Source organism: Streptococcus oralis (genome assembly GCF_002386345.1).
GTDB lineage: Bacteria > Bacillota > Bacilli > Lactobacillales > Streptococcaceae > Streptococcus > Streptococcus oralis_S.
On sequence record NZ_CP023507.1, the window covers coordinates 1,938,022 to 1,955,839 of the forward strand.

18 protein-coding genes and 1 pseudogene are annotated in these 17,818 nt (G+C 41.7%); 16 read left to right on the top strand and 3 right to left on the bottom strand.

Annotated elements, in window-relative coordinates; all coding sequences use genetic code 11:
- Positions 1-27: 27 nt before the first annotated feature.
- The 4 genes from CO686_RS09505 (at position 28) to CO686_RS09520 (ending at position 2,978) form a co-directional block, all read left to right on the top strand.
- Positions 28-1,077: a hypothetical protein gene (locus CO686_RS09505; RefSeq protein ID WP_049500313.1), complete on the top strand. Its 1,050-nt coding sequence runs from the start codon at positions 28-30 to the stop codon at positions 1,075-1,077.
- Positions 1,078-1,266: 189 nt separating this feature from the next.
- Complete coding sequence (locus tag CO686_RS09510) at positions 1,267-1,905, top strand: hypothetical protein (protein WP_049500784.1); 639 nt, start codon at positions 1,267-1,269, stop codon at positions 1,903-1,905.
- Between the two features lie 76 nt (positions 1,906-1,981).
- The gene (locus CO686_RS09515; RefSeq protein ID WP_049500782.1) at positions 1,982-2,524 is read left to right on the top strand and encodes a DUF3592 domain-containing protein; all 543 of its coding nucleotides are present in this window, start codon (positions 1,982-1,984) and stop codon (positions 2,522-2,524) included.
- Between the two features lie 196 nt (positions 2,525-2,720).
- Positions 2,721-2,978, top strand: a complete 258-nt coding sequence (locus tag CO686_RS09520; RefSeq protein ID WP_049500780.1) for a metal-sensitive transcriptional regulator — start codon at positions 2,721-2,723, stop codon at positions 2,976-2,978.
- 221 nt (positions 2,979-3,199) lie between these two features.
- Here the strand turns inward: CO686_RS09520 and CO686_RS09525 are convergent, their stop codons facing one another.
- The 3 genes and pseudogenes from CO686_RS09525 to CO686_RS09535 form a co-directional block, all read right to left on the bottom strand.
- Positions 3,200-3,496: a rhodanese-like domain-containing protein gene (locus CO686_RS09525; protein WP_049500778.1), complete on the bottom strand. Its 297-nt coding sequence runs from the start codon at positions 3,494-3,496 to the stop codon at positions 3,200-3,202.
- Positions 3,471-3,838: pseudogene (locus tag CO686_RS10515) on the bottom strand (rhodanese-like domain-containing protein); the annotation flags it as partial. The gene CO686_RS09525 and the pseudogene CO686_RS10515, both read right to left, overlap by 26 nt.
- Before the next feature lie 9 nt (positions 3,839-3,847).
- Positions 3,848-4,153 (bottom strand): rhodanese-like domain-containing protein, encoded by a 306-nt coding sequence (locus tag CO686_RS09535; RefSeq protein ID WP_096753757.1) that lies wholly within the window; start codon positions 4,151-4,153, stop codon positions 3,848-3,850.
- A gap of 175 nt (positions 4,154-4,328) precedes the next feature.
- Here CO686_RS09535 and CO686_RS09540 point away from each other — a divergent pair, with 175 nt between their 5' ends.
- The 12 genes from CO686_RS09540 (at position 4,329) to rpsD (ending at position 17,742) form a co-directional block, all read left to right on the top strand.
- Positions 4,329-4,892, top strand: a complete 564-nt coding sequence (locus CO686_RS09540; RefSeq protein ID WP_049500774.1) for a sugar O-acetyltransferase — start codon at positions 4,329-4,331, stop codon at positions 4,890-4,892.
- A gap of 277 nt (positions 4,893-5,169) precedes the next feature.
- Positions 5,170-6,405: a carbohydrate-binding domain-containing protein gene (locus CO686_RS09545; RefSeq protein ID WP_049500772.1), complete on the top strand. Its 1,236-nt coding sequence runs from the start codon at positions 5,170-5,172 to the stop codon at positions 6,403-6,405.
- Positions 6,406-6,833: 428 nt separating this feature from the next.
- Positions 6,834-7,550 carry an ABC transporter ATP-binding protein gene (locus tag CO686_RS09555; protein WP_049500771.1) on the top strand — a complete coding sequence of 239 codons (717 nt, stop codon included), beginning with the start codon at positions 6,834-6,836 and terminating at the stop codon, positions 7,548-7,550.
- 1 nt (position 7,551) lies between these two features.
- Positions 7,552-8,634 carry an ABC transporter permease gene (locus CO686_RS09560; protein WP_049500769.1) on the top strand — a complete coding sequence of 361 codons (1,083 nt, stop codon included), beginning with the start codon at positions 7,552-7,554 and terminating at the stop codon, positions 8,632-8,634.
- A gap of 39 nt (positions 8,635-8,673) precedes the next feature.
- Positions 8,674-9,297 (top strand): TetR/AcrR family transcriptional regulator, encoded by a 624-nt coding sequence (locus CO686_RS09565; RefSeq protein WP_096753758.1) that lies wholly within the window; start codon positions 8,674-8,676, stop codon positions 9,295-9,297.
- Positions 9,298-9,570: 273 nt separating this feature from the next.
- A complete protein-coding gene (locus CO686_RS09575) occupies positions 9,571-10,335 on the top strand; it encodes a nucleoside phosphorylase (protein WP_096753759.1) in 765 nt (254 codons plus the stop codon).
- 33 nt (positions 10,336-10,368) lie between these two features.
- Positions 10,369-11,748 (top strand): TrkH family potassium uptake protein, encoded by a 1,380-nt coding sequence (locus CO686_RS09580; RefSeq protein WP_049550127.1) that lies wholly within the window; start codon positions 10,369-10,371, stop codon positions 11,746-11,748.
- Positions 11,749-11,761: 13 nt separating this feature from the next.
- A complete protein-coding gene (locus tag CO686_RS09585) occupies positions 11,762-12,427 on the top strand; it encodes a potassium channel family protein (RefSeq protein WP_070657301.1) in 666 nt (221 codons plus the stop codon).
- 157 nt (positions 12,428-12,584) lie between these two features.
- Positions 12,585-15,119 (top strand): SSURE domain-containing protein, encoded by a 2,535-nt coding sequence (locus tag CO686_RS09590; RefSeq protein WP_096753760.1) that lies wholly within the window; start codon positions 12,585-12,587, stop codon positions 15,117-15,119.
- An 80-nt stretch (positions 15,120-15,199) separates the two neighbouring features.
- Complete coding sequence (locus CO686_RS09595; protein ID WP_000751223.1) at positions 15,200-15,898, top strand: response regulator transcription factor; 699 nt, start codon at positions 15,200-15,202, stop codon at positions 15,896-15,898.
- A complete protein-coding gene (locus CO686_RS09600) occupies positions 15,895-16,929 on the top strand; it encodes a sensor histidine kinase (protein WP_049550130.1) in 1,035 nt (344 codons plus the stop codon). The genes CO686_RS09595 and CO686_RS09600 overlap by 4 nt, the downstream gene beginning before the upstream one ends.
- A gap of 201 nt (positions 16,930-17,130) precedes the next feature.
- Entirely contained in the window at positions 17,131-17,742 is a 612-nt protein-coding gene (rpsD, locus tag CO686_RS09605) for a 30S ribosomal protein S4 (RefSeq protein ID WP_000092756.1), read from the top strand.
- Positions 17,743-17,818 lie beyond the last annotated feature (76 nt).

Genomic DNA, 17,818 nt, shown 5'->3' on the forward strand with positions numbered 1-17,818 from the left:
TATCTAAATCACTGAGGAGGGAAGATAATGAAAAAAATAATGAAATCAAAATTAGTTCAAGTCATGCTTCTAGCACTTACTGTCATAGGACTATATTTTGCTTATCAGGCATATCGTAGGCACGAACTTACTCAGTTTGTCATGTGGAGTCCAAGAGCTAAAATTGCAAGTTATGAATTCATGGATGATAACAAGGCAGTAGCGATTGAGTGGGATAATGATGCGGAGTTAAAAGATGCGAAAGAGGCTAAGAAATATGATTCGCGTGTCAATGTAGAAACAATGACGAGAGTTAATGGAGAACGCTATATCATCCAACAAAGTTATAAGTTAAAATCAGCCACGTATAAGTATTGGATTCTTGAAGAAGATGCGGTGCCATATTTGAAAAGTAATATTCCAGAGCAGGGAGAGTACTGGTTGTTAGACGTCTATGACACGAAAGATGGGACAATCAAACAAAAGACGTATGATGTATTTCAGATGGTGAGGGAATATAATAAGGATTATATTCCAAGAAGGGTTCGTGACGTTAATTATTTCTTGTATACGGAACAAGGGAAAACTTACTTACCAATTAGTATGGCTATTGGCCAACAGCCAGAATCAAAAACTGAAACTGGGCTTATTGATATAGAGGAAGGAAAGATAATAGCAGCTACTCCATCTGGTAAAACTTCCAAAGATCTTTATAACGATAAGAAAGGATCATACAAACCGAAGTTAGATGATATTCTTATTTCGAATCATAAATTTTCAAACGAAAAGCTTGCCTTTGTCTTATCTCTTTTTAGTTTTAAAAAACCAGTAGAAAAATCCCAATACCTGTCCTTATCAAGCAAATATCCAAAGGTATTTGATATATTGAGTAAAGGGTTGTTATCTGAATTATATTTCCTTGGAAAAGAAGATGTTCGTTTTAAAATCTCTTTCTTAAAGCTGGTTCTTCCAGAGGGTACAAATATTTTTGAGGATATCACCATTCCAGCAGCTAGTTCGAAAGATGGACAGGAACACTTGGTTCAAAGCGAAGAAGAGTTCTTACAATATTATAAATCCAGTACGGAGGAAGAATAATGGGACAAAAGCATTTGTCTTATATTCCAATAGATATTGATATTTGACATTGAATTTTAAATAGGAAGGAAAAAATGAAGAAGTTATTTGTCATCATCTTGTCATTGATTTTTGGAGCTTGCTCTAATGGAAAGGAAGCAGGGAAAAGTATTATTTAGGGAAGAGAAATAGAAAAGAGGAGATATAATAATGTCACAAGAGAGATATTTGCAAATCAAAAAAGAGCATCAAGTTCGTAAGTTTGTGGGGCGTTTCCTCTTCATTCTTCTCGCTATACTCGATGTTCTACTGGTATCAAGTCATTCCAATTATGTCCCGCTTATAACGGTGGCTATGGTAACGATTGTGCCTTTTAATCATTTTCTACTTGGTCCTCTTAGGAGACAGAAAAAAGCTATAGAAAAAGAGCATCCAGAATGGAAAATACTCAGTACAAAGGGAGTAAAGGTTCCCTCGGCTGAAGCCAATAAAAGAACCTTGGCTGGTATTGGGACTTTGATTGCTTTGCTGTTGTCTTTTGGGCTATTCTATAAACCTGTGAAACAGCCGAACGACCAAGTAAACAAGCCACCTAAGGTTGATTCTAAAACGCCTGAAACGTCCAAGCCTTCTGAGTCTGAGTCGTCCAGTTCCTCAGAGTCGAAATCCTCGTCTTCGACTGAACAAAGTTCTAAAACCGAAAATTCAGGAACAAAACCGTCAAAAAGCGAGTCCAATAATCCCTATTACCAGATTCCAGGACTTACTGACGAACAGGTGAGAGATATCATATCGAAATCTGTGAAAGATTTAAGAGAAAAACAGTCAAAAGAAAAATCCGAAGAGTAGACTCCAGGGCTTCGATGTCTTTTCTGGATGAGTTCGTTTTGAGATTTTACTGTATAGAATAACAGGAGGAGTTCATATGACTAAAGAAGTGATTGGTTTGATAGTTGGAACAATCGTTATCTTCCTATCTTTTGTATTTGTGTGTGGGACCTTTCTTTTCCTCTATCTTCGGGATCAGAAGTTGGTCCGCCTTGCCAAGTCATCCGTTCCTGGAACGGTTATCGGCTATAGCCGTTTTCGTGAGGGGTATCCACCTATCGTCGAATACACGGTGGATGGGATTGCTTATAAGAAAACCTTGCAGTATTTTATGTTCAAAACGGTCACAATTCCGTGGGGGACTACTAAATTTTTAAAGGACTATACAAGAGAAGATATGCTAGCGCCTTCGATCACTCGCTACAGCAACTCCTTTGTTTCCTTCAAACGCTTGATGCAGACCCATTTCCCCCTTCATTCGGAGCTGACGGTTTGGTACGATCCAGACAAGCCGAACAGGGCCTATGTCGAACGCTATAGCGGGATGGACAAGTTTTACAAGTGGTTTGGTATCGGATTTGGACTGGCCCTAGTTCTGGTCTATGGGATAGTAATCCTAGCCTTTTTGTCCAAGATATAAGGCATAACTAATCGGAAACTTGATGTCCCGATTATGCTTCAAGGAGAACAGCTTTAGTTCTCCTTTTTCATGTTCAGTAATCTTTTCTAGCCAATACAAAGAAAAGGTTGTCTCCTATAAAGACAGATAGGATGAGAATTTTGACAAAGAACCTTATTCGAGATATAATGAAGAAAAAGTGACCAAGGATAAATCAATGACAAACTCAAAGTATATAACACGCCTGAAACGTTCAGAGGGCCAGTTGCGTGGGATCCAAAAGATGATCGATGAAGATCGTGACTGCGCAGATATCATTACCCAGTTGACCGCGGTGCGCTCCAGTGTTGAGCGCGTGATTGAGATGATGATTACCGAAAATCTCACCGCTTGCATCAACCAACCGCTAGAGGACCCTGAGGCTCAAAAGGAACGCTTGGAAAAGGCCATCCGATACCTGATTAAACGGAAATAAACTAATTTGCTATTGATAAACAATGCAGACAAAGGTATTTAAGTTTGTTTCGACAAAAAATCATGTCGGACAAATGGATGAGTTCCCCCAATACCAATGAGAAAACCTCTTTTTAGATACCATCAATTTGCTTCGTTTTATAGAAGCGACGGGTTACGAGCCCTATATCAGTGGGTTGCAGAAATGAAAAAACCGATTAAGGAACTTAATCGGTTTTTTGCTTATTTTACTTGACCGGGCCAAGCATTCATACCACCTTCTACATTGATAACTGTGAGGCCTTGGGCGCTTAGAAATTCACAAGCAGATGCGGAACGGACTCCACCTTGACAGATGACATGATATTCCTGGTCAGGTTTGAGTTCTTTGTAACCTTGCTCCAAGGTACTTAAAGGCAGATTTTTGGCACCTGGTGCATGTCCTGCTTGGAATTCGTGCTCTTCACGTACATCGATAAGGTTTAGATTTTCATTTAGGTATTCTTCATAAAAATCAGCCATGCTGATACTCGTTTCCATATTTGACTCCTTCTGGATTAGACATTTTATATTGTGAATAAGCGCCATCAAGGTTTTGGACGGTAAATCCTGCCGCTGGAGGATACGCTCTGTGATCTAGCTGTGCAAAACGCTGTGGTAGCTAAGGATGTAGGTTTGCTTCTTGTCCGATTCATCCAAGCGTTCCCGTAATTCGTTTAGGGGAATGTGGATGGTGTCGACTTTGAGTCGACCACTCTGAAATTCGCCACTTGTCCGCACATCTAGGGATTATTTGCCCTTAGTCAGATCGTCTTTGAGCTGACACCATTGGATATGGTCGCTCAGACCTTCGATAAGGTTCAAGGCTGCGTAGCCAATTATTTTATGCTTCTAGATGACCTTGCCTGTCCAAGCGCTCATACCGCCTCGGACATTGATGACATCGTAGCCTTTTTTCTTAAGCTTTTTCGCAGCTAGTTTGCTTCGTACACCAGAGTGACAAATGACATAAAGTGTTTCTTTTGTCGCAGGTGTGTATGAACCGATTTCCGTTAAAGGAACATTTTTGGCATTTTTGATATGACCTCTACGGAATTCCGTAGGCGTCCGAACATCTAGTAGCTGAATCGGTTCTTTGAGTTTAGCTTCTAACTCGCTGGTAGAAATACTGTCAATTTTTGTAAATAAGTGAAACATAGGCACCTCCAAATATACCCTTATGGGGTATATTAAACCATGAAGTTAATCTTTTGTCAAGCAAGTTGTTTTAACTTGGGAGGGGATTGGTTTTGAGAGTTTAGAAAGCAGGCTATTCTTGACCTTTCAAAGGCTTTTTGATATGATGGGTCCAAATTAAGTGTGAGGTGATAAGATGGCTAGCGAATACCAGAAAATGATAGCAGGGGAGCCTTACCGTCCGTCGGACCCAGAGTTGCGTGCCTTGGCACAAGCTTCTCGCCAAAAACAGGCTGCCTTTAACAAGGAAGAAGATCCCTTGAAGGGATCCGAAATCATCAAGACTTGGTTTGGCTCAACTGGGGAAAATCTCTATGTCAATCCACGCTTGGTGGTCGATTATGGAGTCAATATCCATCTAGGGGAAAATTTTTATTCTAATTGGAACTTGACCATGCTGGATGTTTGCCCGATTCGCATCGGGAACAACGCCATGCTTGGCCCCAACTGTCAGTTTTTAACCCCACTCCATCCACTGGATCCGGATGAACGCAATTCAGGGGTCGAATACGGCAAGCCCATCACCATTGGAGATAATTTCTGGGCTGGAGGTGGCGTCATTGTCCTTCCTGGAGTGACACTGGGAAATAACGTCGTTGCAGGAGCGGGGGCCGTGATTACCAAGTCCTTCGGAGATAATGTCGTCCTAGCTGGGAATCCTGCGCGTGTCATCAAGGAAATCCCAGTAAAAGAAAACTAAAAAGAACAGCTTGGGCTGTTCTTTTTATAATCTTTATCTTAGTCTTATAAATTTTTCTTCTTTTTGGCTTTTTGGGTTAGAGTGATATCGCACTTGGGGATGTTGCTTTTAAAAACTATTAAATGCATTTTAGTACTCTCAAATTGTTTCTAGTAGCCCTTTCAAAAGAATACTGAGCGAAACGGAATTTAAGGAAACTTTCAGAAAAGTTTTAGTTTTGTTTCAGGAATCTTCTGTAGACTGTCTAGCTATATCATACGAAGGAGAGGCAAAAGGTATGAAATCAAAAAAATGGACCCTGCTCGCAACGAGTTTAACGGCAATGGTGCTGATGGCAGCATGTGCCCAGTCAACAACTACATCCAATACCAATGCAACGACAAATAGTGCCACAACAACTGCAACAAAGACAAACCAATCATCCTATTTTACAGAGAAGGACAATGATACCTCTTATGACGAAAGCACAGCTTCTAAGATTGAGCTATCTGGCTCATCTGCAAACGTCTCTGGAGATGGGGTGACAGTCTCTGAATCAACAGTGACCATCACAAAATCTGGAACCTATGTGATTTCAGGTCAGTCTGACGGAGTGCAGATCAAGGTCGAGGCAGATAAGTCGGCAGATGTTCACCTAGTCCTAAAAGGTGCGACCATGACCAATACCAATGCAGCGATATCTGCGACATCAGCTGGCCATGTCTACTTAACTCTAGCAGAGGGAACCACCAACAGTCTCTCTGACTCAAGCACGAACAGCGACGAAAAAGCCGACGCAGCCTTATTTTCTAAGGTGGATTTAACCATCAACGGGAAAGGCACTCTTAATGTAGAAGGCAAGAAGAACAACGGTATCAAGGCCAACGACACCCTCCACATCACGGGTGGAACTTATAACATCACAGCGGTTGGCGATGCCTTTAATGTCAATGATGAACTCAACATCACTGGTACGACCATGACCATTGATGCCAAAGAGGATGGAGTCAAGGTGGACAATGATGAGGATACTTCAGTCGGAACCATGTACCTATCCAACAACAACATCACCGTTACAGCAGGAGATGATGGCATCCACGCTTCTGGAGACCTGGTTATCGATAGTGGTACCTACACCGTCAAGAATTCGACAGAAGGACTTGAAGGTAAGTCCATCACTATCAACGGTGGGGACATTAGCATCTATTCGACAGATGATGGAGTCAATGCAGCTAATAAAAACGCCCAACAGAGTGAAATCTTCTTTACCATGAACGGTGGGAACCTGACAGTAGAAGTCGGCCAAGGAGACACAGATCCAATCGACTCGAACGGCAATATCACAGTCACAGGCGGAACCATTAAAATGACTGGTCAAACAGGTTTTGACTTTGATGGAACAGCGACCTACACAGGCGGAGATATCTATCTCAACGGTGAAAAACAAACTGAAATCGTCAACTCTATGCCTGGAGGTGGTGGACCAAATGGAGGACCTCAAGGCGGCGGTCCAACCCCTGGCGGACAAGGATAAAAAAGAATCTCCTTTCTCGAAAGAGAAGGGAGAGTTTTTGTGTTTGAGAGGTGGATTGTAGCTAAAATAACTCCCAATTAGGTCTTGAAAATTTCTTAGTCTGTTTCATATAAAAACGGATAAAGTGAATTTCCGTAGCTAAGGTTATCAAGGTTGCTATTGTGATGACGATGGTTGGATTAGCTGAGAAAAGTAGAGGAAGAATAGGCCTTTAAAAAGTGGACAGGAAAGACCATTTCGGAGTATCGGGAAGAGATTTAGAAACAGCTCTAAAAGCAATAGCTATCCATTATAAGCATCAGATAATAATATCTGGTGCTTTATTTTTTAAAGAATTTCAACTTTTTTCTTGACAAGTGAGTAAACACTCACTATAATAGCTCTTGTGATTTAAAAAAGTGAGTAAACACTCACCTAGGAGGAAGCATATGAAAAAATTGCTACATTTACAAGATTTGGATAAGTCTTTTGGTCGTCAAATGGTTCTGAATCATGTCAGCTTTGAATTGCATCCAGGAGAAATTATAGGATTAATTGGTCCGTCTGGTGCTGGTAAATCAACTATGATTAAAACCATGTTAGGGATGGAAAAGGCTGATGGAGGCGTAGCTTTAGTGTTAAATCACACTATGCCCAATCGCCATATTTTAGGAGATATTGGCTATATGGCCCAATCAGATGCTTTATACGAGTCCTTGTCAGGCCAAGAAAATCTGGAATTTTTTGGTCAGCTAAAGGGGCTTTCTAAAAAAGACCTAAAGGCGGAAATTGCTCATATAGCTCAAGTAGTAGATCTGACAGACTACTTAAACAAGGCGGTATCTGGTTATTCTGGAGGAATGAAACGGCGTTTGTCTCTTGCTATCGCGCTGTTAGGAAATCCTCAACTCTTGATTTTGGACGAACCGACAGTTGGAATTGATCCTTCTCTTCGAAAGAAAATCTGGAAAGAATTATTCGCGCTTAGAGACAATGGGGTTGGGATATTAGTTACTACCCATGTTATGGATGAAGCAGAGTTGACGGATAAGGTCGGCTTATTATTAGGCGGAAAAATCATTGCTTTTGATACACCGCAACACTTAAAAGAAAGTTATCAAGTTTCAAGTATTGAAGAAGTATTTTTAAAAGCAGAAGGTGAGTAAAATGAGAACAATAGCGATTGCAAAAAAGGTCATCAAAGAATTACTTCGTGACAAACGAACTCTAGCCCTGATGTTTATAGCACCTGTTTTTATCATGTGGTTGATGAACCTCATGTTTTCAGCTAGTACAACCGTGAATGTCAAGTTGGCAACACAAGATCTACCAACTGGTTTGGTAACGAAAATGGATGAGCTCGATCATGTGGACGTCGAGACTTATCAAGACTTAGATCAAGCCAAAGAAGCGCTAGCAAATGAAAAAGTCGATGCTGTGATTTCTTATAAAAACGGTGAGTACCAGGTCGACTACGCAAACACAGACGCCTCCAAGACCTCTATGATACGACAAGTGTTACGGACAAGTATCGCCAGTGAAGGCACCGATCAGTTACTATCTCGTGTCAAACAAGCCCTTCCACAATTGGAATCGGATGCAAAAACACCAGAAATCAAGGAGTCTTACCAGTATGGAGATGAAAATACAAGCTTCTTTACCAGTATGATTCCGGTTTTGATAGGTTTTGTAGTTTTCTTCTTTGTCTTTTTGATTTCAGGTATGGCGCTTTTGAAAGAGCGCACCAGTGGAACACTAGAACGTTTGTTAGCAACACCAGTGAAACGATCTGAAATCGTCTATGGCTATATGTTGTCTTACGGTATTATTGCGATTTTTCAAACGGCAGTTGTCGTTTTAGCAGCAATTTGGCTACTAGATGTAGAAGTTGTAGGAAGTATTTTAAATGTTATAATAGTTAATGTGGTACTGGCTCTTGTAGCACTAGCTTTTGGAATTCTCTTGTCTACTCTAGCAAAATCGGAATTCCAAATGATGCAATTTATTCCTCTCGTGATTATGCCCCAACTTTTTTTCTCAGGGATTATTCCATTGTCATCCATGGGAGAATGGGCTCCAACTGTGGGGAAATTTTTGCCATTAACCTATTCTGGTGATGCAATAAGCCAGATTATTCTTTACGGACACAATCTTGGTGATATTTTGCCAAATCTTGGTGTTTTAATGATTTTCTTGATCATTTTAACAATTCTCAATATTGTTGGATTGCGTCGTTATCGTAAAGTTTAGAAATCAACATAAATAATGCTAAAAAGGTGTGAAGATTAGATGGATAAGACTGTTTTTGAATCGTTTGAAGATTACTTAGAAGAAGCGAATTACCCTCAAGGAAAGAAAAAAATCATGCAGGCAGCAGTGGATCTCATATCAACTAGGAGTTACCATGGGACCTCAACTCTTCACATAGCTGAGCGTGCTGGACTAAGCCAGGCAACTTTGTTTAAGTATTTTAAGACGAAGGATGATCTACTGACGGCTATTTTACATCCTGTAGTCCCAAGCATTTTCGGTAGTTTTTTTGAGGAACTCTTAGCTTTTGAAACGACAGAAGAGAGGGTTCGTTATCTCGTCCACGATCGTATGAGCTATCTCAAAAAAAATCGTGCTTTGATGAAAATCATTCTGCAGGAGAGTTTTTCAAATAAAAAACTAAAAAATGAACAGATTTTTATCTGGAATGCTATTCAAGATAAACTTCGAGTACTTCATAAGGAATTGCTAGCAGATCCACGTGTAAATCCAGAGTTAACGATTCCTCAAATGGTTCGTATTTGTGTTGCTCCATTGTTGGCTTACTTCGCTCAACTTTATATCGTTAGCGACAATGGAGAAATAAAGGAAGAGGACCTAGACTTATTAGAAAAACAGATTTTGGGTGCTTTGTGGAAATAGGGGAGTTCTAGAGGAGCTAAGATTTATTTACTTGACTTTCAAACAAGCTAAAAAAGACATGTTCTGCTTATTTCAGATTCATGTCTTTTTTGTTGTTGGATTTGGTATGTGTTTATAAGTCCTCAATCATTTTGCCAAAACAGAAACCGACTTCTCCAGCGGTGCAACGATTTCTCAAGTGTATGGAAGAGGAGATTTCTGGATTGATAAAGACAACTCCTTGACACTTCGTCAGCTTTTGATACAATAGTACAAAATTAGAGGAGGTGGGCTATGATTCAGAAACATGCGATTCCCATTTTAGAGTTTGACGACAACCCCCAGGCGGTCCTTATGCCAAATCACGAGGGGCTAGATTTAAAGTTGCCAAAGAAGTGCATCTATGCATTTTTGGAGGAGGAGATTGACCGCTACGCTCAGGAAGTAGGGGCGGATTGTGTTGGTGAGTTCGTTTCGGCCACCAAGACTTATCCAGTCTATGTCCTCAACTACAAGGGCGAGGAGATCTGTCTAGCCCAGGCGCCCGTGGGCTCTGCCCCAGCGGCCCAGTTTATGGATTGGTTGATTGGCTATGGTGTGGAGCAAATCATTTCCACTGGAACCTGTGGAGTCCTAGCCGATATAGAGGAAAATGCCTTTCTCGTCCCTGTTCGCGCTTTGCGAGATGAGGGGACCAGCTACCACTATGTAGCGCCTTCTCGTTATATGGAGATGCAGATTGAGGCTATCTCTGCCATTGAGCAAGTCTTGGAACAAAGAGGCATTCCTTACGAGGAGGTCATGACCTGGACGACAGATGGTTTTTATCGAGAGACGGCTGAAAAAGTTGCCTATCGCAAGGAAGAAGGCTGTGCTGTTGTGGAGATGGAGTGTTCTGCTCTTGCGGCAGTTGCCCAACTACGTGGGGTTGTCTGGGGGGAATTGCTCTTTACCGCAGATTCCTTGGCAGATCTGGACAACTACAACAGTCGTGACTGGGGCTCTGAAGCTTTTGATAAGGCACTCGAACTCTGTCTTGCCATTGTGCACCACATGTGAGTGTTCTGACTGTTTTTATGGTAAAATGTAGCTATGTTATTCAAATCTTTTTTGGAAAAAATCAAGACGACGCTGTCTCGGTTATCACCAGCCCGTCGCATCTTTTTAAGTTTTGCCTTAGTTATCTTCTTGGGCTCGCTCCTTTTAAGCCTTCCCTTTGTGCAAGCAACAACGTCACAAGCGACCTACTTTGATCATCTCTTTACAACGGTATCCATGGTCTGTGTTACAGGGCTCTTCACCCTGCCAGTGGCCTCTACTTATAATATATGGGGCCAGTTGATCTGTATGCTCTTAATCCAGATTGGTGGTTTGGGGCTCATGACCTTTATCGGAATCTTTTATATCCAAGGCAAGCAAAAGCTCAGTCTTCGTGGCCGTGAGACCATTCAAGAAAGTTTCAGTTATGGAGAAACTCAGTCCTTAAAGGACTTTATTCGCTCGATCTTTTTGACGACTTTTTTGGTGGAAGGGATTGGTGCCTTTCTCCTGAGTTTTCGCTTTATTCCTGAATTTGGCTGGGGACGAGGGGTGTTAACTTCTATCTTTTTGGCTGTTTCAGCCTTCTGTAATGCTGGATTTGATAATTTTGGAAGTACGAGTTTGGTAGCTTTTCAAACGGACCCCTTGATCAATCTAGTGATTGCAGGATTGATTATCACGGGTGGGCTAGGATTTATGGTCTGGTTTGACCTAGCGACCCAGTTTGGGAAAAAGAAAAAACGCCGCCTGCGTTTCCATACCAAGCTGGTTCTCTTTTTAACGGCGGGAATTTTACTCTTTGGAACCGTATCGACTTTATTCATCGAGTGGAATAATCCTGGAACGATTGGAAATCTTAGCGCCCCAGAGAAACTGCTGGTTAGTTTCTTCCAGACCGTTAGTATGAGAACGGCAGGTTTTGCTTCCATTGACTACACCCAGGCTCGACCAGTTACCTTGTTCATCTATATCCTACAGATGTTTCTAGGAGGGGCGCCTGGAGGGACAGCAGGGGGGCTCAAGATTACGACCTTCTTTGTCTTGTTGGTCTTCGCTCGTAGCGAACTATTGGGCTTGCCTCATGCCAATGTGGCTCGGAGGACCATTGAACCCCGAACCGTGCAAAAATCTTTCAGTGTCTTTATTATCTTCTTGCTAACATTCTTGCTGGGCTTGATCCTACTAGGGATAACAGCAGAGGGAAATCCGCGCTTTATCTACCTCATGTTTGAGACCATTTCAGCCCTTGCGACAGTTGGAGTGACGGCAAATTTAACACCAGAGCTAGGCAAGATAGCCCTCAGCATCGTTATGTTGCTGATGTTTATCGGCCGTATTGGTCCCTTGACACTACTGGTCAGTGTAGCAGAATACCAGCCAGACAAGAAAGATACGATTCACTATATGAAAGCAGATATCACTATCGGATAAGAAAGGAAGAACGATGTCAGATCGGACAATTGGAATTTTAGGCTTGGGAATTTTTGGGAGCAGTGTTTTGGCTGCCCTAGCCAAGCATGACATGAATATCATTGCTATTGATGACCACGAGGAACGCATTAATCAATTTGAACCTGTGCTGGCGCGTGGAGTTGTTGGAGATATTACCGATGAAGAGCTCTTGCTCTCAGCAGGAATTGATACCTGCGATACAGTTGTGGTGGCAACTGGGGAAAATTTAGAATCTAGTGTGCTTGCAGTTATGCATTGCAAGAGTCTAGGAGTACCAACTGTTATTGCTAAGGTTAAAAGCCATACAGCAAAAAAAGTCCTTGAAAAAATTGGCGCAGATTCAGTCATCTCACCAGAGTTTGAGATGGGTCGTTCGTTGGCACAGACTATTTTATTTAATAACAGCGTTGATGTTTTTCAGTTGGACAAAAATGTCTCGATAGTCGAAATGAAAATTCCAAGGTCGTGGGCAGGTAAGAGTCTAAGTGAACTTGATCTTCGAGGACAATACAATCTCAATATTCTTGGTTTTCGTGACTATGAAAATGCTCCCTTGGATGTTCAATTTGGGCCGGATGATCTATTGAAAGCCGATGGCTATATGATGGCAGTAATCAATAACCAATATTTGGATAATCTAGCACACCTTAATGATTAAAAGAGAAATGACCATTCTTTTTTCTAGTGACTATTGAGTCAATATAAGTATTTTATAAGAAGGATTTAAGAAAAATTTTAACTTTTTCTTAATCCTTTTTAATTTTAGGAGATTATACTAGAGTCATCAAAAAAAAGAAAACTCTAAGGAGAATCCTATGAAATTCAATCCAAATCAGAGATATACTCGTTGGTCTATTCGCCGTCTCAGTGTCGGTGTTGCTTCAGTTGTTGTGGCTAGTGGTTTCTTTGTCCTAGTCGGTCAACCAAGTTCTGCACGTGCTGATGTCGTTAATCCGACTCCTGCCCAAGTCGTGTCAAACGACGCCTCAGTGAGTGAAAAGGGCGACCTATCAGCAGAGGTTCTAAATAAAGCAGTCGATGTAGATCTTTCTTCAGAACAGTCTATTCCAACACCTCAAGCAAGTGTGGATACTACAAGCTCTTCAGAAAAAGCGGACGCAACTGCTAAAGATCCGGAAGTAGCGCCAAAAGAAGAAGTGCAAGCACAACCTGACTCTAAGAAACAAACAGAAGATGCAGTTAAACCTGTGGAAGGTTCTGAGTCTACAGTTTCTGGACAAGACCGTGAAGCTAGTGAAGCGCAACCAGCGACTACTCCAGCTGAAGTGCAAAAGGGTGTGGCCGACAACACCAAAGACACAGTAGATGTTCCAGCTAGCTACCTTGACAAAGCTAATTTCCCAGGACCATTTACAGCTGGTGTCAACCAAGTTATTCCATATGAATTCTTCGCTGGTGACGGCATGTTGACTCGCCTTATCTTGAAAGCATCCGATAAGGCCCCATGGTCAGACAACGGAACAGCTAAAAATCCTGCCCTCCCACCAGTAGAGAAACTGGGCAAAGGCCTTTACTTCTACGAAGTAGACTTGGCTGGCACCCAAGGTAAATCAGATAAAGAGCTTCTTGATTTCTTGAAACAAAACGGCACTCAAAGCTATAAAGCTACTATCAAGGTGTACGGTGCAAAAGACAGCAAGCCTGACTTAACTAATCTGGTAGCGACTAAAGATTTGGATGTTAACTTGAATGGTTTGACCACTCCAGCTGAAGTGCAAAAGGGTGTGGCCGACAACACCAAAGACACAGTAGATGTTCCAGCTAGCTACCTTGACAAAGCTAATTTCCCAGGACCATTTACAGCCGGTGTCAACCAAGTTATACCATACGAAGCTTTTGGTGGAGATGGAATGCTGACCCGCCTTATCTTGAAAGCCTCTGACAAGGCCCCTTGGTCAGACAATGGAATGGATAAAAATCCTGCTTTATTGCCACTTGAAGGCTTGGCTAAAGGCCAATATTTCTACGAAGTAGACTTGGCAGGTACTCAAGGTAAATCAGATAAAGAGCTGCTTGACTTCTTGAAACAAAATGGTACTCAAAGTTATAAAGCTACTATTAAAGTGTACGGTGTGAAAGATGGTAAGGCTGACTTGAGCAATCTGGTAGCGACTAAAGATTTGACTGTTAATTTGAATGGTTTGACCACACCAAATCAGGTTAAAGAGTCTGTTGTTAACAATGTCAAAGACATGATTGATGTTCCAGCTAGCTACCTTGATAAGGCTAAGGTTCCTGGACCTTTCTTGGCCGGTGTCAACCAAGTTATTCCATACGAAGCTTTTGGTGGAGATGGAATGTTGACCCGCCTCTTGTTAAAAGCTTCCGACAAGGCCCCTTGGTCAGACAACGGAACAGCTAAAAATCCTGCTCTCCCACCAGTAGAGAAATTGGGCAAAGGCCTTTACTTCTATGAAGTGGATTTGGCTGGCACTCAAGGAAAATCTGACAAGGAACTACTTGACCTTTTGAAACAAAACGGCACTCAAAGCTATAAAGCTACTATCAAGGTGTACGGTGCGAAAGACGGCAAGCCTGACTTAACTAACCTCATAGCGACTAAAGATTTGACTGTTAATTTGAATGGCTTGACCACACCAAATCAGGTCAAAGAGTCTGTTGTTAACAATGTCAAAGACATGATTGATGTTCCAGCTAGCTACCTTGATAAGGCTAAGGTTCCTGGACCTTTCTTGGCCGGTGTCAACCAAGTTATTCCATACGAAGCTTTTGGTGGAGATGGTATGTTGACTCGCCTCTTGTTAAAAGCCTCAGACAAAGCTCCATGGTCTGACAATGGAACAGCGAAGAACCCAGCGCTATTGCCACTTGAAGGCTTGGCTAAAGGTCAATATTTCTACGAAGTGGATTTGAATGGCAATACGGTTGGCAAAGATGGTCAGGCCTTGCTGGATCAACTTCGAGCTAACGGAACACATACATATCTAGCTACTGTTAAAGTCTATGGCTCTAAAGATGGCAAACCTGATTTGACCAATCTGATTGCTACTCGTCAAGTAACGATTCAGCTTCGTGGAAAAGAAATGGCGACAATACCATCTCAACAAGATCAGATGAATACGAAGCCTTCTGAAACAGGCTCTACAGGTACGACTGAGGGTATGATGGGTACAAATCACCATATGTCAGATATGAAAGTAGATCAACCAGCTTCTAGCCCAATGGCTAATATGATGAAAAAAGATGATAAAGCGATGTTACCAAATACTGGGGAAGCTAAAACAGCTACAGCTGGGCTTGGTATCTTTGGTCTAGCCTTGGCAGGTCTTGTTGGACTTTTGGGTTTGACAAGCAAACGAGAAGATTAAGATTCAAATCACTTAAACATTAGAGAAAATAGTGTTATACTAAAGCAAGTATAACACTGTTTTTATCGAAGGAGTGTCAGATGAAAAAGACAATTTTGCTGGTTGATGATGAAATAGATATTCTAGATATTCAAAACCGTTATCTTATACAGGCAGGTTACGATGTTTTGGTCGCCCATGATGGTAAGGAGGGATTAGAGCTTTTCAGAAAAAAATCTATCGACCTCATTATCACAGATATCATGATGCCCAATATGGACGGGTATGATTTTATCAGTGAAGTTCAGTATATCGCTCCGGATCAACCCTTCCTCTTTACAACTGCTAAGACAAGCGAACAGGATAAGATTTATGGATTGAGTTTGGGGGCAGATGATTTTATAGTCAAACCCTTTAGCCCACGCGAATTGGTTTTAAGAGTGAATAATATCTTGCGTCGCCTTAGCCGTGGAGGAGAGACCGAACAGATCGAGTTTGGTGACTTGGTAATCAACCATGTGACTCATGAGGTTCGCATTGGGGAGCAACCTTTGGAATTGACAGTAAAATCCTTTGAACTTCTATGGATATTAGCCAGCAATCCCGAGAGAGTCTTTTCAAAGACGGAACTTTACGAGAAGGTATGGCAAGAGGACTATGTAGATGATACCAATACACTCAATGTTCATATCCATGCTTTGAGGCAAGAGTTGACCAAGTATACAAATTCAAATGCTCCTGCTATCAAAACTGTCTGGGGTTTGGGTTATAAGATGGAAAGACCAAGAGGTAGAAAATGAAATTAAAAAACTATATTTTAGTGGGGTATCTAGTGTCGACTCTACTAACGATTTTGGTCGTTTTCTGGGCAGTCCAACGAATGTTGATTGAGAAAAGTGAAGTTTACTTTCTCGTTGGAATGACCTTGATTGCTAGTTTCATTGGCGCTGCAGTGAGCATCTTTCTTTTGTCGCCTGTGTTCTCTTCTCTGAAACATTTGAAAAAACAAGCTCAGGATATAGCAAGCAAGGATTTCAGCACAGAAATCGAAACCAAAGGACCATTAGAATTTCAAGAGCTGGGCCAGGCTTTTAATGACATGTCTCACAATTTGCAAGCTACCTTTCAATCACTTGATGAGAGCGAGCAAGAAAAGAGAATGATGATTGCGCAGCTCTCTCACGATATTAAAACTCCCATTACCTCCATTCAGGTTACTGTGGAGGGAATTCTAGATGGAGTGATCAAGGAAGAGGAGCGGCTCCACTACTTAACCACGATTGGTCGGCAAACCGAGCGTCTAAACAAGCTAGTGGAGGAATTGGATGTTCTGACTCTTAACACCCAACCTCAAGATACTGCTGATGAAGAAGTCGAAGAGGTCTTTTTAGATCAGCTGTTGATTGAGTCAATGAGTGAATTTCAACTCCAGATTGAACAAGAGGAGCGAGATGTTTACATTCAAGTATCACCTGAGTCGGCGAAAATCAAGAGCCATTCTGACAAACTTTCTCGCATTCTGGTCAATTTGTTAAACAATGCCTTTAAATATTCAGAACCAGGAACCAGAATCGAGGTTCTTGCCCAATTAACAGAACAAGAGCTGAGAATCAGTGTGAAAGACGAGGGTCAGGGAATCCTTCCTGAGGATTTGGAAAAGATCTTTAAACGACTTTATCGTGTAGAAACTTCGCGCAATATGAAGACAGGTGGACATGGATTAGGACTTGCGATTGCACGCGAACTAGCCCATCAGCTTGGTGGCGAAATCACAGCAGAAAGTCAATATGGCTTAGGAAGCAAATTTACATTCAGCCTCAATTTGAAATAAAGCTGTAAAATCCCTTTACATATCTAGCTTTTCATGGTATAATAGCCTTTGTGTGAAATAGCAGCAGGAAAGCATGAAGCTCGTCAACAGGTGTCTTATGACAAGTAACCTTGGCTGTTTAGGCGAAGGGCATCTGCACGAATCAGGGCTTTCTAAGTGACTATTTCCGCCAAATATTATTTATATCAGGAGGACATACATATGTCACGTTATACAGGACCATCTTGGAAACAAGCTCGTCGCCTTGGCCTTTCACTTACAGGTACAGGTAAAGAATTGGCACGTCGTAACTACGTACCAGGACAACACGGACCAAACAACCGTTCTAAATTGTCAGAATACGGTTTGCAATTGGCTGAAAAACAAAAACTTCGTTTCACTTACGGTGTAGGTGAAAAACAATTCCGTAACTTGTTCGTACAAGCTACAAAAATCAAAGGCGGAATCCTAGGTTTCAACTTCATGCTTCTTTTGGAACGTCGTTTGGATAACGTTGTTTACCGTCTTGGTCTTGCGACTACTCGTCGTCAAGCTCGTCAATTCGTAAACCACGGTCACATCCTTGTTGACGGAAAACGCGTTGATATCCCATCATACCGTGTAACTCCAGGTCAAGTAATCTCAGTTCGTGAAAAATCATTGAAAGTTCCAGCAATCCTTGAAGCAGTAGAAGCTACTCTTGGACGTCCAGCATTCGTATCATTCGATGCTGAAAAATTGGAAGGTTCATTGACTCGCTTGCCAGAACGCGACGAAATCAACCCAGAAATCAACGAAGCACTTGTCGTTGAATTCTACAACAAAATGCTTTAAGATAAGACTTTATATTGTAAGAAGCCTACAAGAGTGGGCTTTTTGCTTTGTCTTAAAATGTTGATTTCTGGGTTTG

Coding starts and splice junctions, on each gene's coding strand:
- CO686_RS09505 (WP_049500313.1), top strand. CDS start 28: ATGAAAAAAATAATGAAATCAAAATTAGTTCAAGTCATGCTTCTAGCA.
- CO686_RS09510 (WP_049500784.1), top strand. CDS start 1,267: ATGTCACAAGAGAGATATTTGCAAATCAAAAAAGAGCATCAAGTTCGT.
- CO686_RS09515 (WP_049500782.1), top strand. CDS start 1,982: ATGACTAAAGAAGTGATTGGTTTGATAGTTGGAACAATCGTTATCTTC.
- CO686_RS09520 (WP_049500780.1), top strand. CDS start 2,721: ATGACAAACTCAAAGTATATAACACGCCTGAAACGTTCAGAGGGCCAG.
- CO686_RS09525 (WP_049500778.1), bottom strand. CDS start 3,496: ATGGAAACGAGTATCAGCATGGCTGATTTTTATGAAGAATACCTAAAT.
- CO686_RS09535 (WP_096753757.1), bottom strand. CDS start 4,153: ATGTTTCACTTATTTACAAAAATTGACAGTATTTCTACCAGCGAGTTA.
- CO686_RS09540 (WP_049500774.1), top strand. CDS start 4,329: ATGGCTAGCGAATACCAGAAAATGATAGCAGGGGAGCCTTACCGTCCG.
- CO686_RS09545 (WP_049500772.1), top strand. CDS start 5,170: ATGAAATCAAAAAAATGGACCCTGCTCGCAACGAGTTTAACGGCAATG.
- CO686_RS09555 (WP_049500771.1), top strand. CDS start 6,834: ATGAAAAAATTGCTACATTTACAAGATTTGGATAAGTCTTTTGGTCGT.
- CO686_RS09560 (WP_049500769.1), top strand. CDS start 7,552: ATGAGAACAATAGCGATTGCAAAAAAGGTCATCAAAGAATTACTTCGT.
- CO686_RS09565 (WP_096753758.1), top strand. CDS start 8,674: ATGGATAAGACTGTTTTTGAATCGTTTGAAGATTACTTAGAAGAAGCG.
- CO686_RS09575 (WP_096753759.1), top strand. CDS start 9,571: ATGATTCAGAAACATGCGATTCCCATTTTAGAGTTTGACGACAACCCC.
- CO686_RS09580 (WP_049550127.1), top strand. CDS start 10,369: ATGTTATTCAAATCTTTTTTGGAAAAAATCAAGACGACGCTGTCTCGG.
- CO686_RS09585 (WP_070657301.1), top strand. CDS start 11,762: ATGTCAGATCGGACAATTGGAATTTTAGGCTTGGGAATTTTTGGGAGC.
- CO686_RS09590 (WP_096753760.1), top strand. CDS start 12,585: ATGAAATTCAATCCAAATCAGAGATATACTCGTTGGTCTATTCGCCGT.
- CO686_RS09595 (WP_000751223.1), top strand. CDS start 15,200: ATGAAAAAGACAATTTTGCTGGTTGATGATGAAATAGATATTCTAGAT.
- CO686_RS09600 (WP_049550130.1), top strand. CDS start 15,895: ATGAAATTAAAAAACTATATTTTAGTGGGGTATCTAGTGTCGACTCTA.
- rpsD (WP_000092756.1), top strand. CDS start 17,131: ATGTCACGTTATACAGGACCATCTTGGAAACAAGCTCGTCGCCTTGGC.